Here is a 22,398-nt window from a genome sequence, read left to right on the forward strand (position 1 = left end):
TAAAGCAGTGTCACTACTTCCCAGTCAAGATCGCTTGGGCTTCTTCTATAGACAAGCTCTCGATCTCTAGAAGCATCGCCTCCAACTCGTCCGATTCGGTATGTTCGATCTGCTGCTTGACAATGCTTTGCGCAAGACCTGCCACCGTCGGGGAATCATAGAGCATACTCATCGGCACATCCAATCCAAACGTCTGACGCAGGCGCATCACCAATTGCACGCCAAGCAGCGAGTTACCGCCCAACTCGAAGAAATTGTCCTGCACCGAAACTCGATCCAAGGTGAACAGTTCCTGCCAGAGCGCCACCACCGTCTGCTCCACTTCATTGCGCGGCGCCATGTAGGGCCGCAAAAGATCGCCTCCCGCAATCGGAGCAGTCTGGGGCAAAGATTTGAGGTAGGCGGACGTATGGAAAAATGACAGCTCTTCCAGCGCCGTTTGAAAATCTTGGGTGGACACAATCACCTGCTTCAAGCCGCTGCCCAACACGCGTTCAAACGCCACAAGCCCTTCTTCCGCCGACAAACCAAATCGCAGTTGCAACTGCTGTAAATGCTTTTGCAGCTCTGGCAAAATCATCGTCTGCGCAGCCTGCCACGCATCAAACTGCCAGCCGCTCCAATTGACGACCACTACGTCCGGCTGACTGCGAGCAAAAGCATCCAAAAACGCGCTCGCCGCCGCATTGTCCACCTGACCAAAACCGCCCGTGAAGGAAATCGTTCGCGAGAAGAGGGCGAAAAAGTCGAGTTTACAGTTGCGAAGCACCTGATGCAAAACGAGCGTTCCTTGCACTTTCGGACGCAACACACGATCTGCCAGCTCTTTTGTCTTCAGCTGGATCAGGCCGGAGCCGATCACCTCTTCGGCATGAAGCACACCATGAATCTCGCCGAAAGTTGTCAGCGCCTGCGCCACAACCGATTCCATCTGCTCAACATCTGCGACGTCGGCGTGAAAGAAGAGATGCTCCGTATCCACAACGGCCCGCGGCGTGCCGGGAGCAGCGACCAAGATCAATTTGGCCTTGACCGTTTGGGCAAGCTGTTCCGCAAACACTTTGCCCAGCGCATGACCCGCTCCTGTGAGCAGATAGACCCCGCCTTGGCGCAACTTCAAGTTTTGCAAGGCATCGGGAATACGGATCGGTTCGAACGTCTGCACGTAGCGGTGCTTTCCACGATAAGCGACAAAAGTTTCTTTGGCATCGTCCGCAGTAAACTCAGCCAACAACTGCTCGATTAGCCGATCTTCCTGTTTACCAAGCACCGCGTCTACAGCACGGCACATCAGGTTCGGGTACTCCTGCGAAATCACTTTCACCACCCCGAGCATCGTGGCCCGCTCCGGGTGAAGCACCTCATCATCTGTCACATCCTGCAAACGATTGGTGACAACAAAAATCTGACAATCTCTTCCTGATTGTTGCTCGCCAAGCGCCTGTGTGAGAAAGAGCATCGAATAGAATCCGGCATCTTGTGAAGGAGCGTCCAAGTTCCAGAGCTGGACGATCTTCGAGGGCATCACCTGCTTCAATAGCTGACTGTAGTCCGCTCGCTGCGTGGGATTGAGCGTAAAATGGCCACCCTCCAGCACAGCAAACTCCTCACCCTGTGCTACGGTACACACATCCTCCCCCGCATCACGCAACTGGCGAACCAGTTTGTCACCCCATCCGTCTTCGTCGAGAAACACCAGCCACAATGAATTGTGTTCCGTTTTCAAAACAGGTGCTGACTGTTTCCACAGCGGCAGATAAAACCATTCGGATCGATCGGCCAGTTTGCCAGCTTGACGAAACGGTTTTTTTGCGCCCGTTTCTACATAGAATTTCCGTCGCTCAAATGGATAGGTCGGCAAAGACAGACGCAGTCGACGTTCGTCCGCATGCATCGCCTGCCAGTTTACATGTACGCCGTGCAACACCAATTGCGCAACGGAGTTGAGCAAACATGCGACATCCGACTGTCCTTCGTCCCGATGGCGTGTCGTCGCCAGCACCACGGGGTGCACCTCTTTGACCAACGTGGTAAGCGACCTTCCCGGCCCGACTTCCAAAAACACACAATTTGGCTCCTGTAACACCGCCCCCACATTTTCGCCAAAGCGCACCGTTTCGCGCAGATGGCGCACATAATAGCTGGGGTCGGTCGCCTCCTCTGCCGTGATCCACGTTCCCGTCAGATTGGACAGATATCGCTTCTTTGGCGGGCTCAGCTTCATTCGCGATACAGCCGCTGCAAAGCGCTCCAGCATCGGCTCCATCATCTCCGAATGAAACGCATGCGACGTTTCCAGACGGCGATAGGTCACACCCCGCGCCGCCAAACGAACTTCCAGCGCCTCGATCGCGGCAAATGGCCCAGCGACCACTGTCGCCTTTACCCCATTGACGCATGCAATCGACAAAGAGTCGGTCCCTGCTCCTGCCGTCACCCCTGCCTCATGAGCCTGCCACGACTGCACCTCCACACCATCTTCAACCAGATCAAACGCTGCTTCTCGCTGCGCTGACTCCGCACTTCCATCACGTTCTGCCAGCAGCTTTCGAACGTCCGCCTCTCCCATCGCCAGTGCCATCATCGCCCCTGGCTGCATGTCCTGCATCAAGCGTCCGCGCACAACGATCAGTTCCAGCGCCTCTTCCAGCGACATCACGCCAGCCAATACCGCCGCCACATACTCACCGATGCTGTGTCCGATCATCGCCTGCGGTTCCACCCCCCAAGCCTGCCAGAGCTTGGCGAGCGCATAGTCAAAGACAAACAACGCAACTTGCGCATACTGCGTCTGATGCAAGTCCTCCCGTGCCCAAATCTCGAGCAGTGAACAGCCTAGATGCGACGCCGCCAATGCGGCCAAGCGATCAACCTCTTCACGAAACGCAGGCACGCTTGCATACAGCTCTTGCCCCATGTTCACATATTGCGCCCCTTGCCCAGAAAAAAGGAACACGACGAAAGGCTCCGCACTCTCGCTGACCACCCGAGTCTGCATCAAGCTAGGGTCCCGCAACGCGCGCAACGCCGCTGGAACATCCTGACAAACGACAGCCCGACGATGTCCATGCAACGTCCGCCCCACTTGGAGCGTATAGGCCACATCGGCAAGATCGATTTCCGGATGGCGTTCCAACTCATCGGCCAGCCGCGACGAAAGCGCTTCCAACGCCGAGTCCGTTTTTGCCGAAACCATCAGCAACTGATGCCCTTTTGCCGCACTCCCTTGTTCTAGGCTTGGAGCCTCTTCCAAAATCAGATGCGCATTCGTCCCCCCGATGCCAAACGAGCTGACTCCAGCCCGGCGCACGCCTTTCGTCTGCCACGCCTGCTGCTCGCCATTAATGTAAAAGGGCGAGTTGGCAAAATCGATCTGCGGGTTCGGCTCCTCGACATGTAGGGTCGCCGGTATCACCCGATGTTGCAAAGCCAGTGCAGTCTTGATCAAACCGGTCACCCCGGCCGCAGCATCGAGATGACCGACGTTCGTCTTGACCGACCCCACCGCGCAAAATCCATTCCCTGCCACACCCGACTCCCGAAACGCTTGCGTCAGTGCCGCGATCTCAATCGGGTCGCCAAGCGTCGTTCCCGTCCCATGTGCCTCCACATAGGAGATCGTCTCCGCCTCGACCTCTGCCATCGCTAACGCTTCCGAAATCACGGCCGCTTGCCGGGCTACACTCGGCGCCGTAAAGCCGACTTTTACAGAACCGTCATTGTTCACCGCCGACCCGCGAATCACCGCATAGATGTGATCGCCATCCGCCACCGCCTCGTCCAATCGCTTCAAGAGCACAACGCCTGCGCCATTGCCAACAACTGTCCCTTGCGCCTTCGCATCGAACGCCCGGCAATGTCCATCCGGTGAGAGAATCCCACCATCCTGATAGAGATAGCCTTCGACCTGCGGATCTTTTACTGCCACACCTCCGGCCAGCGCCATGTCACACTCATAGGTCAACAGGCTCTGGCATGCCAAATGAACGGCGACCATGGAGGTCGAACAGGCGGTCTGCACCGTCAAGGCAGGCCCGCGCAGGTTGAGCTTATAGGCCACGCGCGTCGCCAGATAGTCCGCATCATTTCCGATCAATGCCCCATACTTTCCGACGGCCTGCACCAGCTCCGGATTGGCGTAAATATGATTCACATACGTATTCCGACCCGTGCCGCCAAACACCCCGACAGCACCTGCAAACTGCTGTGGATCATAACCTGCATCTTCCAGCGCCTCATGGGCACACTCTAGAAACAGACGCTGTTGCGGATCGGTCACTTCCGCTTCCTTAGGCAAAAAATCGAAATAGTCCGCATCAAACAGTTCGGCCCCTTCCAGCACCGCTCCCCGCTTGACATAAAAGGGATCGCTCAAAAGCGCCGAGTCTACTCCCGCCGCCTTGAGTTCCTCCTCGGTCAGGGAACGGATCGATTCCGTTCCCACCGTTAAATTATGCCAAAACTCAGCCGTATTTTTTGCGCCCGGAAAACGTCCGGCCATCCCGATGATCGCAATTCCATGCAAAGACTGTCTCGCTGTCAACGTCACTTCCTCCTGTCTTTTCGGAACTGTTTCTGCCTGTTCAGCGCCTCCTTCTTCCGACTCGCCTTGTCGCGCAGTTGTTCGACGCCAAGCCGTGGTTCGGCCACCTCGTCACCTTGGTGTAAGAAACTGGCCAGCGCATCGATCGTCGGATGCTTGAACATCTCCACGATGGAGAACGTGTGCAAAAGTCGCTCCTGAATGGCATGGTGCGCCTTCGCCAAAGACAGCGAGTGTCCGCCCAAGTCAAAGAAATTATCGTAAATGCCGACCTGCTCGATCCCGAGCGCTTCCTGCCAAATGATCGCCAATTGTCGCTGTAGCTCATTTTTCGGAGCGGCATACTGGGTGCTCACATCGCGGCGACCGCTTTCTGGCGCAGGCAAGGCACGGCGATCGACCTTTCCGTTGCCAGTCAGCGGGAACGCGTCGATCTGCATGAACACGGATGGCACCATATACTCTGGCAACCGCTCCTTCACATAGGCTCGCAAGTCTCCGCCTGTCAAGCTCCGATCGGCGACCACATAGGCGACAAGACGCTTCTCACCTGGCACTTCGTCCCACGCCACCACCAATGCTTCGCGCACAGACGGATGCTGTTCCAACGCCGCTTCGATCTCCCCAAGCTCGATGCGAAAGCCCCGCACTTTCACTTGATGGTCGATGCGCCCGAGGTACTGCAACTGCCCGTCCGGCAGGAAACGCGCCAAGTCACCCGACTTGTACAATCGCCCTGGCCCAAATTGATTTTGCACGAAGCGCTCAGCTGTCAACTCCGCTCGGTTCAGATACCCTCGGGCCAATCCCGCACCGCCAACATACAGTTCGCCTGGCACCCCGATCGGTACCGGCTGTCCTTGCTCATCGAGCACATATACTTGCAAATCGGGAATCGGCCCGCCGATCACGCTCCCCACAGCCGTCTGCACATCCTGCATCGACAGCGCGCGATAGGTGACATGGACGGTCGTTTCGGTGATGCCATACATGTTGACCAGCACCGTTTTTTGTTCGTCGTGCCGCTCATACCAAGGTGACAAACTTGGCAAATCGAGCGCTTCCCCGCCAAAGATCACATAGCGCAGCGCAAGATCGGGCGATACGCCGACCGCTTCCTCAGCTGCGAGCAGTTGGCGGAATGCGGATGGTGTCTGGTTGAGCACCGTCACGCCTGCTTGCACCACCAGCCCGTAAAACGCCTGCGGATCGCGGCTGACCTCGTATGGCACGACAACCAGTTTGCCCCCGAACAGCAAGGCGCCCCAGATCTCCCAGACCGAGAAGTCGAACGCATAAGAGTGAAAGAGCGTCCAAACATCCTCTTCATCAAACTGAAACCAATGGTCGGTAGCATCTAACAGTCGCACCACGTTGCTGTGTTCGATCAAAACGCCTTTCGGTCGGCCCGTCGATCCCGAGGTATAAATCACATAGGCCAAGTGATTCGCCGCCGCTATACTAGGCGGATTGTCCCCGCTCGCTACGGCAATCTCGTCCTCGTCGCGGTCAAGAGCGATCACTCGCGCCGATTGTTCAGGCAGGATCGACAGATATTTCTCCTGCGTCAACAGCACCGAGATGCTGGCATCTTCCAGCACAAAAGCGATGCGCTCCGGCGGATAGGTCGGGTCGAGCGGCACATAAGCACCGCCTGCTTTTAAGATCCCGAGCACGCCGATGATCGTTTCCAGCGATCTCTCCACGCACAGTCCGACCAGCACATCCGGCCCGACACCGCAGGAGCGCAGGTAATGGGCCAACCGATTGGCCCTTTCGTTCAACTCCGCGTAGGTTAACGACTGTTCCTCATACGCCACGGCTACCCGATGAGGCGTCCGCTCCACCTGCTGTTCAAAGCGTTCATGCAAGCAGAGTTCCGACGCGAAATTCGCTTGACTATCATTCCAGCCATACAGCACTTGCTCGCGCTCAACAGGTGTCAAGAGCGGCATTTGCGAAACTTTGCGCTCCGGTGCTTCGCCAATCCCGCGCAGCAGTTCGGTCAGATGACCTGACATGCGTTCGATCGTAGCCGCATCAAACAGGTCGCTGTTATAGTCAAACGAAGCCAACAGTTCCCCATCATGCTCAGTCATCGTCAACGTCAGGTCAAACTGTGCCATCTGCCCAGCCAATGGATAGCCTGCGAACGGAAGTGCTCCTTCTAAACGAACGGTCGAATCTTGGAGCGCCAGTCCGGTCAAGCCGTCGCTGTCCAGATGTGATTTTTGCAGAACAAACATCGCTTGGAACAGCGGGGGGTAACTCAAGTCGCGTTTTGGGGCCAATTTTTCCACCAACAACGGGAGCGGATAGTCTTGATGATCCAGCGCTGCCAACACGGTCAGGCGCACCTGTTTCAGAAACTCGCTGAAGGAAGGCTGATCGCGAAAGTCTGCCCGCAACACGACCGGGTTGACGAAATACCCCACCGTATCAGCAAACTTCGCACTGCTGCGGCCGGCGGTTGGCGATCCAACGAGCAGATCATCCTGCCCGCTGTAGCGATAAAGCAGAACTTGGAACGCCGCAAGCAGTGTCATGTACAGTGTGGCCCCGTTCGCTTGGGCGAGTTGTTTTAACTGGTGCGTCACGTCTTTCGTCACGCGGAAACTTCTTGAATCACCGCGATAGGTCTGCACCGGAGGGCGCGGACGGTCGGTGGGCAGGTTCAAGAGCGGCAATGTCCCACCGAGCTGCTTTTTCCAGTAGGCGAGCAGCTCCTCACCGCGCACTCCTGCGAGCAGCTCCGCCTGACGCGCAACATGTTCGCCGTAGCTGTCGTTTGGCTGCCCCACTTCGACCGATGAGCCGCTTTGCATCAACGGGTACAGCTCACGCAGTTCCTTGACCAGCACGGCGAGCGACCAGAAATCTACGATGATGTGGTGCATCGAAAGCAGCAAAATATGTTCCTGCTCCGAACGTTTCAGCAGATAGACGCGCAGCAACGAATCACGCGCCAAATCGAACGGACGGTGGGCATAGACCGACAACCGTTCGGCCAACTCGCCTTCGCTCAGATGTGTGGCATCTTCGACGACAAAATACAACACGTTGTACTCCTGCATTTTCTGTACAGTTTCGCCGTCCTGCATCACAAAATTCATCCGCAATTGCGGGTGCCGACTCAACAACACTTCAAAGGACCGTTTCAGCGCCGCCAGATCCAACGCACCTGGAATGCTCACCGCGCGGGCGATGTTGTAGGCGGACGATTCTGGAGCTAGACGTTGCATGAACCACAGCGCACGCTGACCGTAGGACAGCTCATTTGGATGGACGGTGATCGGAGTGCTAGAACGTCCGTCGCCAGCGTTTGCCACCACCTGCTCAAGGACATCTCCGGCCAACTCCGCCACGCTCGGCCCATCGAGCAACCGTGCTAACGGCACGCTCACGCCGAAACACTCCTCCAACTCATTTTTCAACTCAACGGCCATCAACGAATCCAAACCAACCGCATTTAACGACTGGTCATTCGCCAATTGCGTAGCCGCAATCTTGAGCACCCCGGCCGCTTTTTCCAGCAAATGCGTCTCCAGTACCATTTGCCGCTCGACCGCAGGCAACGTCAACAGTTGCTCGCGATTTAAGCCTGCACCCTGATTCACTGCCAAATCTTCTGTGCTCGCAGTCACTCCATCGAGCGTGCTTTGCAAAAGCACATCCAATCCGCCCTGCACAAATCGCTCTTTGCACAGATGGCGCTGAATTTTCCCTGATGAAGTTTTGGGAATGCTGGCCGGCTTGATCAACACCACCGCATAGACTTGCAGCTCATGGTGCTTAGCCACCGCTTGCCTGATTGCTGTCGTCACTTCTTCCAGATTCGACTTGCGGTGCGTCCGTTCAACCTCTTGCACGATGACCAGACGCTCTTCACCGTCCACTTCCACCGCTACAGCCGCACCAAAACCTGCGGCGATCGCCTGATGACATTCGCCGACCGTAAACTCGAGATCCTGCGGATAGTGATTGCGCCCGCGGATGATGATCAAATCTTTTAATCGCCCCGTCACATAAAGCTCACCCTCATGCACAAAGCCAAGATCGCCCGTCCGCAAAAACGGCCCCGCGCCGTCTTGCTCCAGATAGGCTGCAAACGTTTCTGCGGTCTGCGTTGGACGGTTCCAATAGCCTTGTGCCACGCTCGGCCCAGACACCCAGATTTCGCCGACTTCATCCTCTGCACAGGTGATCCGCGTGTCTGGGTTGACAATGGCGATCTGTTGTTCGCACAACGCCACACGCCCCGAACTGACCAGCGTTCGTGTCGTATCATTCGGTGCATCTACCAAAATGACTTGGTTCTGTTCCAGCCCTTCCCCGTCATAATCCCGCACGATCGGCCGTTCCTGCCGCACACCGCCCGTCACGAACAGCGTCGCTTCCGCCAAGCCATAGCAGGGATAAAACGCCTCCTTGCGAAACCCTGCCGGAGCAAAATAATCAGCAAATTTCGCCAAAGTCTCCGGACGCACCGGCTCAGCCCCGGTAAACGCGTTCTCCCACTTGCTCAGATCGAGTGCATCGCGTTGCTCCGGTGTGACCTTTTGTACGCACAGGTCGTACGCAAAATTTGGCCCGCCGCCTAACGTCGCCCCTTTGCGTGAAATGGCTTCCAACCAGCGCACCGGTTTGGTGATAAAGGAAACGGGTGCCATCAGCGACATGTGATACCCGCCATACAGCGGCTGCAAGATTCCACCGATCAAGCCCATATCATGATACGGTGGCAGCCAAATCACGCCTTCCGTCTGTTTGGTGATGCCAAAACGCTCTTGCATCAAGGCTAAATTGTGGAGCAGATTGCCATGGCTCAACATCACGCCTTTCGGTGCGGATGTCGAACCGGATGTGTATTGCAAAAAAGCAAGCGACTCCGTTCCGATCACTGGCTCAACCCAAGTGGACGACAGCTGTTGGGACAGCGTATCGGTCACGATCCATTGTATTTTTTGCAATCCAGGCGTATCCGCAAAACGCTGCTCAATTCCAGGCAAAATCCCCGATGTGGTCAGCGCAAATTTAGCTTCGGCATCTGACACCACCGCCTGCAAGCGATCTAAATTCCCGTTCTGTCGCGGCGGATAGGCTGGAACGGCCTGCACCCCGCCGTACAAACATCCAAAAAAGGCGACCAGATACTCGAACCCTGGCTGATAAAGCAACAACGCACGTTCACCCGTTGCGCCTACGCCCTGCAAGACCGCGCCGAGCGCCCGCGCCTTTTGATCCAGTTCCTGATAGGTATAGCTTACTTCGCTCCCGTCTTCCAGCAAAAACGTATAAGCCAACTGCTCAGGCTGCTCCACCGCCCGCCAGCGCAACAATTCCACAAGTGTATGAAAGATCGTCGAAGTCTCCGCCATCGTGTCCTGCCTCCGTATCCGATTCTATTTCGAACCGTTTCTCTATTTTAAATAATACAACTTCTATTTCTAAATACCTTCTAATAGAAAAAGGCCTACCTCCGCGATCTACAACCCCAAATAAAAAGACCGTCCTCCCAAAGGAAGACGGTGCTCATTATTTCTTGCGCTTCTTATCCAGTAATTTGGACAGTGTTGACGAATCCGCTTGTTTCGACGGTTCAGGTGATGCTGGTTCTATCTTGGGCGGCGCGGTTTTCACAGGTTGCGTCACACTGCCTGTGCGGCGCTCCGTTGCCCCTTCCGCTTTGCGTTTTAGACCTTGCATCGCAGAGCTCTGCTCCACATGCTGTTGTCTCGATTGCTCGTGATGATCGGCCTTGAGCTGTTGCCTTGCTGCACGCCACGCTTGCAACCTCGAGGTGGAAAAATGTACCCGGCGCACGGCCACATCGAGCGGCCACAGACAGGCGGCCAAGAGCAGGAGCAGATAGGAAAGGTCCCGTGCCGACCATTTCGGGGGCAGATTGTCGGCATATACATCCGTTGGGTCATCAAGCACCCGACCGCCACCCGCCTGAGCGATCGCGGCCAGCGTCTCCTGCCCATTTTTCGGAAGATCGTACTCCGGAGAGTAGGCCACGGCGATTCCCGAGGATGCCGCCTTGAGCACTTTTCCTTCCTGCTCTTCGACGACCGATACGAGATAGGTACCTGGGCGGTTGGCGTTAAAATGGCCGACATACTCGCCCGGAGCTTTTAACAAAAGCGGCACCTCCTCTTTCATCGCTTCCCCGGTCACCACTTCCGCCTTGAGCACCGCGCCTGTGGCGAGCGGTTGCTGTAAGCGGATCGACAGTTCGCCTTTCCCTCCCGAGATGGCTGTGCGCAGGTCGAACGCGTCCGTCTGGTACTGTGGCAACAACCACGTCATCAACTGGTTCCAAAACGCGCTCGATCCGCTCCAAGCCGACCAGTTGTTGGACCAGACCCCTTTTGCATCGGACGTCCATGCGACAGCCCTGCCTAGTCCATACTGCCAGCGTGCTAGCACCGGTTCGCCTTTCGGATTGGCGAGCACCACATCGGCCGTCTCTTTTGCGGTGACGGCGATATGCGCGTTGATCTGGGGAAGCCCTTTTGCAAACAGAGGAGCCAGTTCCTTGGACTGCCCGATCCCCGGCGTAAACGGGTTGTCTTCGATGTAGGTCTTGCCTGCCAGCGCCGTCTCTTTTGAGAAGATCATTGGCACGCTGGCGCTGTCCACCGCCGAGTAGAAACGGCCCTTCGCCTTTTCTGCCAACTTCTCCAGCAAACCTTGATCCGCATCCTCCCCGACGGCGACCGTTGACATCGTGATGCCTTTTTCCCGCATTTTCGCCGTCAACCCGTCATAGTCGCCCTCCGGCGATTGACCGTCGGTGAGCAAAATGATGTGTTTGCGTTTCGTATCGACATCCTGTAGTTTCTTGAACGCCGCTTCTACAGCTGGATAGATCGAGGTCCCACCGCTTGCGACGATCCCAGAGATTTTATTTTGCAGCTCTTTGGGATCGGTCACTTTGGTCGGTTCGACCACCCACCAGTTGGTCGTATCAAAGGCCAGAACGCCAAGCGTGTCCTGCGCCTTTAGCATTCCAGTCGAACGGCGGGCCGCTTCTTTGGCCAACTCCATCTTATCCGTGCCCATCGATCCGGAGCGGTCGATGACGAGCATCAGGCCGAGCGATGGAATTTCTTGCTGGTTGCGCAGATCCATGTAGACCGGAAGCGCTTTTTCAATCGGCGTGTCAAAATAGCCACCGAGGCCAAAGGAATCTTCGCCGCCTGTCATCATCAAGCCGACGCCAAAATCGCGCACCGCGCTTTCGATCTGTTTTTGTACCGATTCGGCAAGATCCACGCCAGAGACGTTGGCGAGCACGATCACCGAATAGCGACGCAGATCCTCCAGCGTTTTCGGCATCGTTTCTGCCGTCGCGATCCGGTGCGGAAATTGGCCCGCGCGCAGTGCTTCGCTGAGCCACTTCGCATCACCAGGCGTCCCTTCGACGATCAGGGCCGCCGATTTGCCCAGCACTTCTCCGTAGGCGTATGCAGTATTGTTGACAGACTCCGTGTCCTCCGCAGGCAGCACTTCGACTCGGTAGCGATGAAATCCGGAATCGGTCGCCTGCAGTGGAATCGACAGGCGATTTTCGCCCTTTTGCACTTGCAACTGCGTTTTTGCGATCGGTTTGTTATCCTCATATACTTGCAAAGTCGCGCTGGTTTCCACCGTGCTTTCCACCACAGCGCTTAGAGAAAACGTTTCCCCTTGATAGAGCGTGGCTGGCACGGAGGCGTTTTTCACCAGCACCTCCGCGCCGACTTCGCGGGCGAGATAGGAAACATCCACACGAATGCCGCGCTCTTTCAGATAGCCGGCCTCGCGCACTGCGTCGCCTAAGTTTTGTTCACCGTCCGAGAGTAAGACGACGCGGGGCTGGTAATCGGCGCTGATCAAACCTTGGGCGAGACGCAACCCCGCGGAAAGGTCGGTAAAATCCTTGTTTGGCACGCCGCCGAGCTCAAATGTGCTCGACAGATCGGTGCTCAGCGGATACTCGACGGCGGGGCGTTCGCCAGTGCCGATGATGGCATACCCATCGTCCAGCCGCTTCGAACCAATCGCCGCTTGCACGAAGGCCACCGCCTGCTTTTGCGAGGTGATACTTTTCGACTCATCGACGACAAATATCACTTCCTGATGGTTGACGGGCGCTTTTAGCGTCAAGCCCGCCACCGAGCAAATCAACAGCAAAAACATCAAGGTGCGCAAGACGGCGGCCGTCTTTTTGCGGGCGCCGATCAGCCTGCGCTCCCCTTTGTACCACCAGTACATCATATAGCCTGCCGGAAGCAGTAAGCACAGCCACCAAGGGTGCAACAGATCAAATCCCACGCTTGTACACCCCCCATTCAGCAAACAGCACAAACAGCGCGAAGAACGCCAGGTAGCGCCAGATCTCGAACTGCCCGCTTTGCGCCTGATCCGATGCGCCTCGCTCTTCCGTGGCGTCAGTCGGCAGTGCTGTGCGTTGCAAGGATAGCTTCGACTCCGCTTCAGGGATGGTGACCGCCAACAGCTTTACCTCTTCGGCCGTCTTGCCTTGGAAGCGGTATAGCCCTGGCAGAGCAGGTTTGAAGCCCTGCTCGATCATCGCTTTGCTCACCACTCGTTGCTCACCGCTCGGATCGGTCACCTTCCATCCCTGTTCACGTACGGGCGGCAACAGTGCCACGCGCTCTCCTGCCGTCACCTGTCCGAGGGCAGTGCCTGAACTGGGCATGAGATATTCCTTTATCTGTTTGATCAGGATCGGGAACGCAGGAAGCAGTGGCAGGTCTGATTGATGCAGATCGAACGGGAGCATCGCGACGCGCCGTCCTTCGTGCTCACCTGCAAGCAACATCGGCCGTTCACCGCTTTTCGCAACCGTCTGCAGCCAAGGTGGGGCTTCTACTTCTCGCACCGCTTTCAGATGAATGCGCTCCAGCTCCACATGCTGCAAAAGCGGCGAATCGAGCTGAGCCGCCTGCAGTTTTCCAGGCTCGACCAGATCGCCCACCTTCAAAACTCCATCCCCCTGTGGAGGATTGATCAGCAGCACCGCTCCGTTGGGCCACGTTTTAGGAATCACACCATCATAGACATACAGCGCAGCATCATCTGGCGGAACGTCCGGGTCGGACCCGCGTTCAACTGTGGTTCCGCCGCCAATGCGCAGCGCTTTTTCCAAGAAGAGGTTGCCTGTGGTGTACAACCAGACCTTTTTTTGCGCGCTCACCTGTGGCAAAACGGTCACTCGGTCATCCAAGGAGAACGAGTCTTCTCCTTGCAACCTGATTTCATAATGCGTCTGTGCGGGCAGATGCGACCAGGTCAGCGGGGTTTGGCCGCCCGCCGCGACCTGCACCTGCTTCGCATCCACGACCTGACCTTGCTCATCGAGCACTTCCACCTCTGTCGTGATCGCTTCCTCACCATCATTTTTCACCGTCGCGACCAACTGACCCTGTGTACCGCTGACCAGTCCCGCCGCGTAGTAGATTCCGAGATTGGCGGTGACGCTCGGCGCTTCCACCGTCGGCTGGCGTCCGAACTTTGGAAACATCGCCGGTTCGATGCCCCAGTTGCCGTCCGAATAGATTCTGACATCGCTTGACGGCTCCTGTACCGACAGTGCAGCAGCGAGTGACAACGCCCCTTCGTAGTCAGCTTTGCCATACTCTTGTCCAGCTTCGTGCAACCGATTTTCCAACTCAGCCCGATCGCTGGTCGAGACGAGAACTCGCGGCTCTTGCCCCATGGCGATCAACGTCATCCGTTGAGGAGGTGTCAATCGGCCGATCAACTCGGCCGCCTGTTGCTTGCTCACCTCCAACCGCGTGCCGTTTTGCCCTTTTGCTGCCATCGAGGGCGAAAGATCGAGCACGACGATCGTGTGGTCGGCCACGGGACCGTCCCCGTTCAGCGCGGGACGCGCCAAGGCCAGTGCCAACAGCAAAGCGAGCAGCAGTTGCAACAACAACAGCAGATTGCGACGCAACTTCTGCCACGGACGGTTCGCTTCCATCTCGCGGAGCACCTGCCCCCAGAGCAGAGTGCTCGGCACCGTCACCTTTTCATAGGTCCGTTTCAACAAATATAAGATCAGGATCGCGGGCAACACAGCCAAAAAAGAAAGCATCCACGGTGAAACCAAGCTCATCGTCCGATCACCCCCGTCCGCAACAGGCGGCCAAACAGCGCCGCCTCCAGACTTTCCTCCGCGGGCACCAGCACATGATACATGCCCCGCCGACGGCAAAACTCGCCGAGCTCTGCCGTATAAGCGGTCACCGTGTCTCGATACCGCTTGAGCACAAAGGGAGACAGCGCCACATCCAGCCCTTTTCCGCTCTCACTGTCCACCAACTGCAAATCGCCCGCGTAACTCGGATCGAGTTCCTCCGCAGACAAAATCTGTATGACAACCACCTGATGCTGTGCAGCCTGTAGCCGCTTCAGTGCGTCCTCATACCCGTCAGCGAACAAAAAATCGGACAGGATCACCACCACGCCGGGCTCGGTCGGCATCGCGGAGCGGACCAACCACTGAAGCGACCCTTCCGTTCCCTCCCCAAGCGCTTTGGCCTGCTGGAGCATGGCAAACAGTCGATGCGCCGACTGCTTGCTCATCAGCCGTTCCAATTTACCGCGCACTCGGTCGGCAAAGATCAGCGCTTCCACACGGTCTTCTTCAGCAAGTCCGAGGTAGCCGATCGCCGCCGCCAAGCGCTGTGCCTGTAGCAATTTCCCGTGAAAATCCATCGAGCGAGAGGCATCGACCATCAGATACAGCAACACATCGCGCTCATCGAAAAAGGTTTTCAAAAACAGGCGGCCCAATCTGGCATACGCCCGCCAGTCCAGATGGCGCAGGTCGTCGCCCGGCAGATAGGGTCTGTATTCGGCAAATTCGACAGACGAGCCGAGCTGCTTCGAACGCCGCGCCCCACCGCGATGGCTTGGCATGTCCCGCACCTGCAATCGCAGCCGCTCGAGGCGGGCGAGAAACGCAGGCGTCAGAAACCCTTTGCTCATAAGCCCACGCTCTTGAGCAGGTGCAAGATCAGTTGCTCTACGCTGTACTGATCGGCTGCCGCTTCATAGTTCAACCCGATCCGATGGCGCAGTGCGGGCACCGCCACCTCGCGAATATCTTCGCCCGACACGTTGAGACGTCCATGCAAAAAGGCACGAGCTTTGGCAACTTTCACAATCGCCTGCGCTGCACGCGGTCCCGCGCCGTAGCGCACATAGCGGCGCACTTCCTCAGATGCACCGTCTTGGTCAGGCTGGGAGCGGAAGATCAGTTCCACGACCTGCCCGACCAATTCTGGCGTGATCAACAGCTCGCGAACCGAATCCTGCACTTCGATAATCTCCTCGCCCGAAATCAAGGCTTGCAAGGCGCCTTGCGCAGCACCTGTGGTCAATTGCACGATCTGCTGTAGTTCATCACGCGTCGGAAACGGCACCTGAATCTTCAGCAAAAAGCGGTCGAGTTGCGCTTCCGGAAGCGGATAGGTACCTTCCAACTCCAATGGGTTCTGCGTGGCGAGGACAAAAAATGGCTTGGGCAGTTTCCGCGTCTGCCCGCCGACGGTGACGGCCGCTTCCTGCATCGCTTCAAGCAGGGCGGATTGGGTCTTCGGCGTGGCCCTGTTAATCTCGTCCGCTAGGACGAGGTTGCCATGAATCGGGCCTTGCTGGAAGACGAATTTCATGCCTTCTCCCGGCTCTTCACGCAGGATTTCTGTGCCGACAATATCGGCTGGCATCAAGTCGGGAGTGAACTGAATCCGCGAATATTTCATCTCCATCACATCGGCCATCGTGCGCACGAGCAAAGTTTTGCCGAGTCCAGGTACCCCTTCAAGTAGAGCGTGACCGCCGGCGAGGATGCAATACAGCACCTGTTCCACCACGTTCTCCTGACCGATCACCTGTTTGGCGATGCCGCCTCGTACTTCATTCATGCGATCACGCTGTGTTTGCAATTGTTCCAGCATCAATCCAGTACCTCCTACGGAGCGATCTCCGAAAAATAATCGCGCACCAGTTCCTGTTCATTCAAGGGAAGCGAGCTGCGATCCACACTTTCTCGGGCATAATCTGCATATTCGCGGTATACCTCTTTGTACGGGCGCACGACACCTGGCGTCACTTGTCCGCTACCAGAGATCATCTCACCGGAGCCTTGCCCGAGCGGACCGCTCCCATCGCTGCCCTGCTCGCCGACACCAAACTCTCCGGCCGGAACCATCACCCACTCCCGACTGCCCGCTCCGTTGCCAGCGCCGGAACCACCGATTCCCGAGCCATTGCCTCCGGAACCATTGCCATTGCCGTTCCCATTTCCTGAACCGCTACCGGAGCCATTCCCGTTTCCATTTCCCAAACCGCCCTCGTTCTGCGATCCACTGCCTGAGCCTGTTGTTGACCCGTTCTGTCCACCGTTTGCGGACGAACCGGGAGAGTCGCCAGGCTGCCCTGTCCCGCCTGCGCTGGCATAGACGCCACTCGGCGTGCCGTTCGCTGCGGCAAGGGCCGTTCCCAGTTGTTGCAACCCTGCGGTCTGCGTTCCGCTCGAACCGTTCAGCATGTTTTCCAGCGAGCCGAGCATATTTTGCATCTGCTGCAAATCGCCTTGCTGCATCGCCTGTGCCGCCATCTGGAAAGCTTGTTGCAACTCCTGGTTGGATGCTTGCCCGCCTGCGTTAGCCAAAGCTTCGGCCAAGCTTTTGCGCTGTTCCTCGCTCAGCGCCGACAACTGCTCCTTCATCTGCTCCAGCGCCTTTTGCACCGCTTGCGAATCCTTTTTCTGCAGAGCCTCGCCCAGTTTCTTCGCCGCTTCAGACTGGGCCAGACTCGCTCCTGCTTTGGCGAGGTCTTTTTCACGCTGAGCCAACTCGTCTTCCAGCGCTTTGACCTTGAGCTGTGCCTTCGCGAGCGCCCGCTCCACATCTTCTTTTGTCTTCGCTTCCTTTAGCTCCTCGAGCAGTTTTTCCTTCGCTGCGTCCAATTTGGCCTGATCTTTCTCGCTGAGCGCTGCCGTTTTCTTCGCCGCCTCCAGCGCTTTTTTTGCTTCCTCTGCGACTTTTTCCGCATCTTTTTGCACCTGTTGACGCTCTTTTGCCACCAGGTTCAATGGATTGTCCCAGATGGTCAACGCCGACATCATCAGCGCCAGAACAAGCAAGATGCCTGCCGCCCGCCGTGGCACGCTAAGCTTCACAATCTGCGGAACTTCCGCACGCAATTGTAGCAGCATTCCGACAGCCTCTTGGCGCTGTAGCGCTGCGATCTTCGAATCATCTTCTGCAAAGGAAAGCGCGGTGCTCACGCGGTCTTGCAGCCCATAGCGATCGACCTCCTGTGCCGCCTGCTGATAAGACGGCGGGGTGGCCCAACTCCATACCACACCGATTAGCGCCCCACAGACGACCAAGCCACCCGCCCACAGCTCATTGCTTAGCATAGGAACGAAACGGGCGATCAGAAGCAGCAAACATGCTGCTCCCAGACCGCCGAGTACGCCAAGTCCTGTATAATTGATCGTTTGCCGAATCCACAACCGCCGTCGAACCGGGTTGAGCCCGGTGATCAATTCGCGCGGAATCATTGCGAAGCCTCTTTCTGCACAATCTTCTCACCGCTGCGGCGCTTGACCGGTGTCAACAACCGAACGCTCAGCCACATCAGCAAGACCGCAGCGACCAGGTAGACCACCGTAAAATACAACCACGGAGGCATGATCAGCAGATTGCTACCACCGCTACTGAAAAAATAGGCGTCTGAATCAAAAAGTCCCCAAATGTTCATGATCGGGTTGAGCGCCGTAATGTACATCAAGCTCGGACGCTGTCCGTAGTTGCCAGTCAGCGCGGATAAAAAGGCGTTGATCATTTCGCCTATGATCGCAGTCCCGCCTAGCAAAAACAGCGAAACCATGTACGACACGACCACAGCTATACCCGTTCGCTTGAACCACGTCGAACAAAACAGCCCGATCACGCCAAACGAGATAATGATGACCAGATAGAAACCGAACATATACAGCAGTTTGATCGGTTGCACGCCCCCGTAAAGGAGCACGATCGCATACAAAGGCAGCGTAGAAAACAACACCAGCCACAAAAATGCCATCGACGAGACCAGCTTGGAGAACAAAATCTTAAACGGTGACAGATGGGTGGTCAGCAGGATATTCAATGTCTGACGCTCCCGCTCACCGGAGATCGCCCCTGCAGTCAAGCCTGGCGCGATGAAGGCAAGCAACACCAGTTGGATGATCGCCACAGCCATCAGAATGGAGCGGTTCTCCCCCGGTCGCATCACATTGCCAATATTCGAGACGAAAATAAACGCCAACGCCAACCCGCCAAGCACGGCCAGATACAAACACAAAAGCACAATCGTCTTCGGCGTCCGCATCCGCACCCGAAACTCGCGAAGCAAGATCGGATTGGTCACAAACCCCAGCGACAACAACCGTTGGATCATGATCCCACCCCTTTCGTCACCGTCAGGAACACTTCTTCCAAATTGCCCGCTTCCTCAGCAAATGACAGCACAGGCAAGCCGTTTTTGATCAGCGCGGAAAGCAGGATCACCTGTCCCGCATCGTCACCCGTATAGGTGACGAGTAGTGCATTGCCTTCGATGTCAGCGCGGGTGACCAGTTCGGACTGCTCTAGCAGCTGTGCCGCTTCTTCCATGCGGTCGAGCAAGCGCACGCGCAACACGCGGTGCCCGGCGACTTGAGCTGCGATCTGATCGACCGGAGCCTGCGCAATCAGCTTGCCCTGTTCGATGATGCCGATCGTATCGCACATTTCGGCCAGTTCGGGCAGAATGTGTGAGGAGATCAGGATCGTCTTGCCCATGTCCCGCAACTCTTTTAGAATTTCCTTCATCTCGATGCGCGCACGCGGGTCAAGACCGGAAGCTGGTTCGTCCAAAATCAACACTTCCGGATCATGAATCAAACAGCGCGCCAATCCGAGCCGTTGCTTCATCCCTCTGGACAGCGTATCAACATAAGCGTCCGCTTTGCCAGACAGGTTGACCAACTCCAGCAAATCCTTGATCAGCGCCATGCGGTTTTCCTTCGGCACCTTGTACGCTCCAGCGTAAAACTCTAAGTACTCCACCGCCGTCAAGTTGTCATACACGCCGAAGAAGTCCGGCATGTAGCCGATCAGTTGGCGTACGTTTGACGGCTCTTCCATCACATCGAAACCGCCTACGTACGCGTGACCGGATGTCGGTTCGAGCAAAGTCGCCAAAACGGACATCGTCGTCGATTTTCCCGCACCGTTCGGCCCGACAAAACCAAAACAGGAACCTTTTGCGATATGCAAATTGAGATCATCGACCGCTTTGTACTTGCCATAAGTTTTGGTAAGACCTACCGTGCGGATCATGGTGACACCAACCCTTCCACGCCCATGCTCGGGAAATGCAGGAACGGTCCGCTTGCCAATTGCGAGTTGCCTTGCAATTGCACCCGGAACATCCCATCAGGCGACATGTACTTCTTCAAGTCGGCAGAGGTTAGTGCGGTCAACAGCTCTCCGCTCACCTTATCCCACTGCTGTGTCTGCCAGTTGAAATAACGTTTCTCAAGCAACGAGAACATCGACTCATCCAAATCGATCATCGCTTTTTCCGGAACAAAACCTGAAGCTTGCTTCAAGTTGTACTCCAAATCGATCGATCCGCCGTTGAGAATCAGTTCGATATTTCTGTTGATCACATCTCCGTCGGTGGCGATCATCTTCGGCCGCACCAACCCAAGCGGCCATTTCATCTGACCGCTACTGTGTGCCAGATTCAGTTCTTGCGTCACGAGGCTGCGCATCTCAGTACGCGGTTTGTCTCCGTTGACCGTATACAAGTCAAACGCGGTCGAGCTAAACCCGATCAGCGTCAACTCTCCTTGACCCATCTGATAGGGCAGCAAGCCGAAATCGACCAAAGCCCGTCTGCGCTCCTCTTCAATGTCTCTCGAGAGCCCAAACTGCGAGTAAGTGGGATTGATCAATCGGTCTCGCGTCATCTGAAACATTCCCATTCCTGCTGAAGGCGCCGAATACTGATACGTTGCATCGACAGACTTGCTTGCACCTGCTTTGAGATCGCCAACTTCAATTGCCGAATCACCGAGCAACAGGTAGGTGCGTTCCAAATCCAATTTGGACTTGTTGACCAGCGTCCCGGTGATTCTCCCAGTCGCGTCGAGCTTGAGGTCGCTCTCGACCAAGCCTAGCCCGCTGAGTGTCGTCGTCAGCTCCGCTTCCCGTGAGGAGAAATAATCCACTTCTTTAAAACGCACCGACTGCTGATCACCCGACTGAACGATCTGCGACTTCGGACTCCGTTCATTAATATAACGCTGCGAATTGATCGGTGCGATCCGTCCGCCTTCCAGCGCCTCGACCGAATACTCGCCGCCGTTCGGGACCACAAAAGAAGCGACTGCCAGCACGTTCGCCACGTCTTGTCCTTTGAGTTGAATCTCCCCTAACGTCTGTGTGATCGGACCTGTACCGCGCTCCAAGGAACCAAATCCGAAGATGCCAGCGGCAAAGAGGATCGATGTGACAGGGATGAGTCCCCAAGCCCATTCACTGCGGTTCTTGCGGCGCAAGAACAGATACAAGCCGGGCGCTGCGATCAGCACATACACGCCAAACGCCAGCGCCATCACCTGTACAGACGGCACGAGATTCGGAAAGCTCGCCGCCGTGCTGGCCAGATATGGGAACTGGTCGTACCGATCGGATTGCGCGATAATCGAGCTCGACACAACTCGCTCGGCCAACACCCGTTTCCATAACTCCTCATTACCAGCCCAAGAAGCGAGCGGTTCGACGCTCAAATCATACCCTGCATAAAACACTTTGCCCGCCCCAACGTGCTGCCAAGCGATCAGCGGCATGTCTCCAGACTGTATCAGCGCCTTCGCCCCTTGCTTCAGACGCGCGTCGGTCACGGTGATCGTTTCCACATTTGGCTTCTGTCCGGCGAGCTGTTCCAGACCCGACAGGTCGCTCACCTCTTTGGTACCGCTGATCGCAACGGGAGACAGATCGGTAAATTGCCCAGCTCCGCCTGGATACTGCGCGCCGCCGGACAAGACCAGATTGCCACCGCCCTGCACCCACGTTTTGATCGCTGCCATCTGCTCGACAGTCCATTTTTCTTTTGGCGCATGATTGATCACCAGCACGTCGAGCGATTTGAGCAAATCGGCTCGCTCCGGCAGATTGGTTCCGTCCAACGAGCGCACGTACACCCGATCGCCGATACCCGGTCCCGATGATTTGGTCAGAAAGGTCAAATCATTCTCTTTCGCAGCGACCGCCCCGATCAGCAATTGGTTCTCCATCGGCTTGCCGATTCCGGAGCTGTAGCTTGCCTCCACCTTGCCCTTTTCATCGACCAACTTGACGTTGACCGGCTGATACAGATAAGAGGCTGGCACTTCAAGCAGCACTTGTTTTGTCGTGCCTTTTGGCAACACGACCGGTTTCGTAAATGAACCGTAATGCCCCGAGGGCGTACCATATTGTGCATCTCTCTCTACAATTTCCACATGTCCCTGAAAATCGGGACCTTCTTGATTTTCCAGCATGACTTGTACAAGCGTCCATGTTCCGGCCTTAAACGAACCGTCAAAGCCATATTGAACATTCATCTTTACTTCAGCGTCTGCCAGTGTGGTACCAGCCAAGCTGGTCAACAGGCACGCCGTCGTGACCGCTACAGCTGCAAAACGCCACGTCCGTTTCCTTTTCCTCATGCCACTACCTCTCGAATTTTACAGGATTTTGAATTATTTCGAACATATCATTCTTTTCGACAAATGGCAAACAAAAAAT

9 protein-coding genes and 2 pseudogenes are annotated in these 22,398 nt (G+C 56.4%); all 11 read right to left on the reverse strand.

Annotated features, from left to right (window positions below; all coding sequences use genetic code 11):
- Positions 1-13: 13 nt before the first annotated feature.
- Positions 14-4,543 (reverse strand): type I polyketide synthase, encoded by a 4,530-nt coding sequence (locus CIG75_RS11065; RefSeq protein ID WP_227874206.1) that lies wholly within the window; start codon positions 4,541-4,543, stop codon positions 14-16.
- A 131-nt stretch (positions 4,544-4,674) separates the two neighbouring features.
- A pseudogene (locus CIG75_RS21620) lies at positions 4,675-6,423 on the reverse strand (amino acid adenylation domain-containing protein); the annotation flags it as partial.
- A 51-nt stretch (positions 6,424-6,474) separates the two neighbouring features.
- Positions 6,475-9,921: pseudogene (locus tag CIG75_RS21625) on the reverse strand (condensation domain-containing protein); the annotation flags it as partial.
- Positions 9,922-10,078: 157 nt separating this feature from the next.
- Positions 10,079-12,865 (reverse strand): VWA domain-containing protein, encoded by a 2,787-nt coding sequence (locus CIG75_RS11075; RefSeq protein WP_094236708.1) that lies wholly within the window; start codon positions 12,863-12,865, stop codon positions 10,079-10,081.
- Positions 12,855-14,675: a BatA domain-containing protein gene (locus CIG75_RS11080; protein ID WP_094236709.1), complete on the reverse strand. Its 1,821-nt coding sequence runs from the start codon at positions 14,673-14,675 to the stop codon at positions 12,855-12,857. The genes CIG75_RS11075 and CIG75_RS11080 overlap by 11 nt, the downstream gene beginning before the upstream one ends.
- Complete coding sequence (locus CIG75_RS11085) at positions 14,672-15,550, reverse strand: DUF58 domain-containing protein (protein ID WP_094236710.1); 879 nt, start codon at positions 15,548-15,550, stop codon at positions 14,672-14,674. The genes CIG75_RS11080 and CIG75_RS11085 overlap by 4 nt, the downstream gene beginning before the upstream one ends.
- The gene (locus CIG75_RS11090; protein ID WP_094236711.1) at positions 15,547-16,521 is read right to left on the reverse strand and encodes an AAA family ATPase; all 975 of its coding nucleotides are present in this window, start codon (positions 16,519-16,521) and stop codon (positions 15,547-15,549) included. Before CIG75_RS11090 ends, CIG75_RS11085 begins: the two co-directional genes overlap by 4 nt.
- 14 nt (positions 16,522-16,535) lie before the next feature.
- Complete coding sequence (locus CIG75_RS11095) at positions 16,536-18,134, reverse strand: hypothetical protein (RefSeq protein ID WP_094236712.1); 1,599 nt, start codon at positions 18,132-18,134, stop codon at positions 16,536-16,538.
- Positions 18,131-19,015: an ABC transporter permease gene (locus CIG75_RS11100; RefSeq protein ID WP_094236713.1), complete on the reverse strand. Its 885-nt coding sequence runs from the start codon at positions 19,013-19,015 to the stop codon at positions 18,131-18,133. The genes CIG75_RS11095 and CIG75_RS11100 overlap by 4 nt, the downstream gene beginning before the upstream one ends.
- Complete coding sequence (locus tag CIG75_RS11105) at positions 19,012-19,938, reverse strand: ABC transporter ATP-binding protein (protein WP_094236714.1); 927 nt, start codon at positions 19,936-19,938, stop codon at positions 19,012-19,014. The genes CIG75_RS11100 and CIG75_RS11105 overlap by 4 nt, the downstream gene beginning before the upstream one ends.
- Complete coding sequence (locus tag CIG75_RS11110; RefSeq protein WP_094236715.1) at positions 19,935-22,319, reverse strand: DUF7408 domain-containing protein; 2,385 nt, start codon at positions 22,317-22,319, stop codon at positions 19,935-19,937. Before CIG75_RS11110 ends, CIG75_RS11105 begins: the two co-directional genes overlap by 4 nt.
- Positions 22,320-22,398: the final 79 nt, after the last annotated feature.

This window comes from Tumebacillus algifaecis, assembly GCF_002243515.1.
Lineage (GTDB): Bacteria > Bacillota > Bacilli > Tumebacillales > Tumebacillaceae > Tumebacillus_A > Tumebacillus_A algifaecis.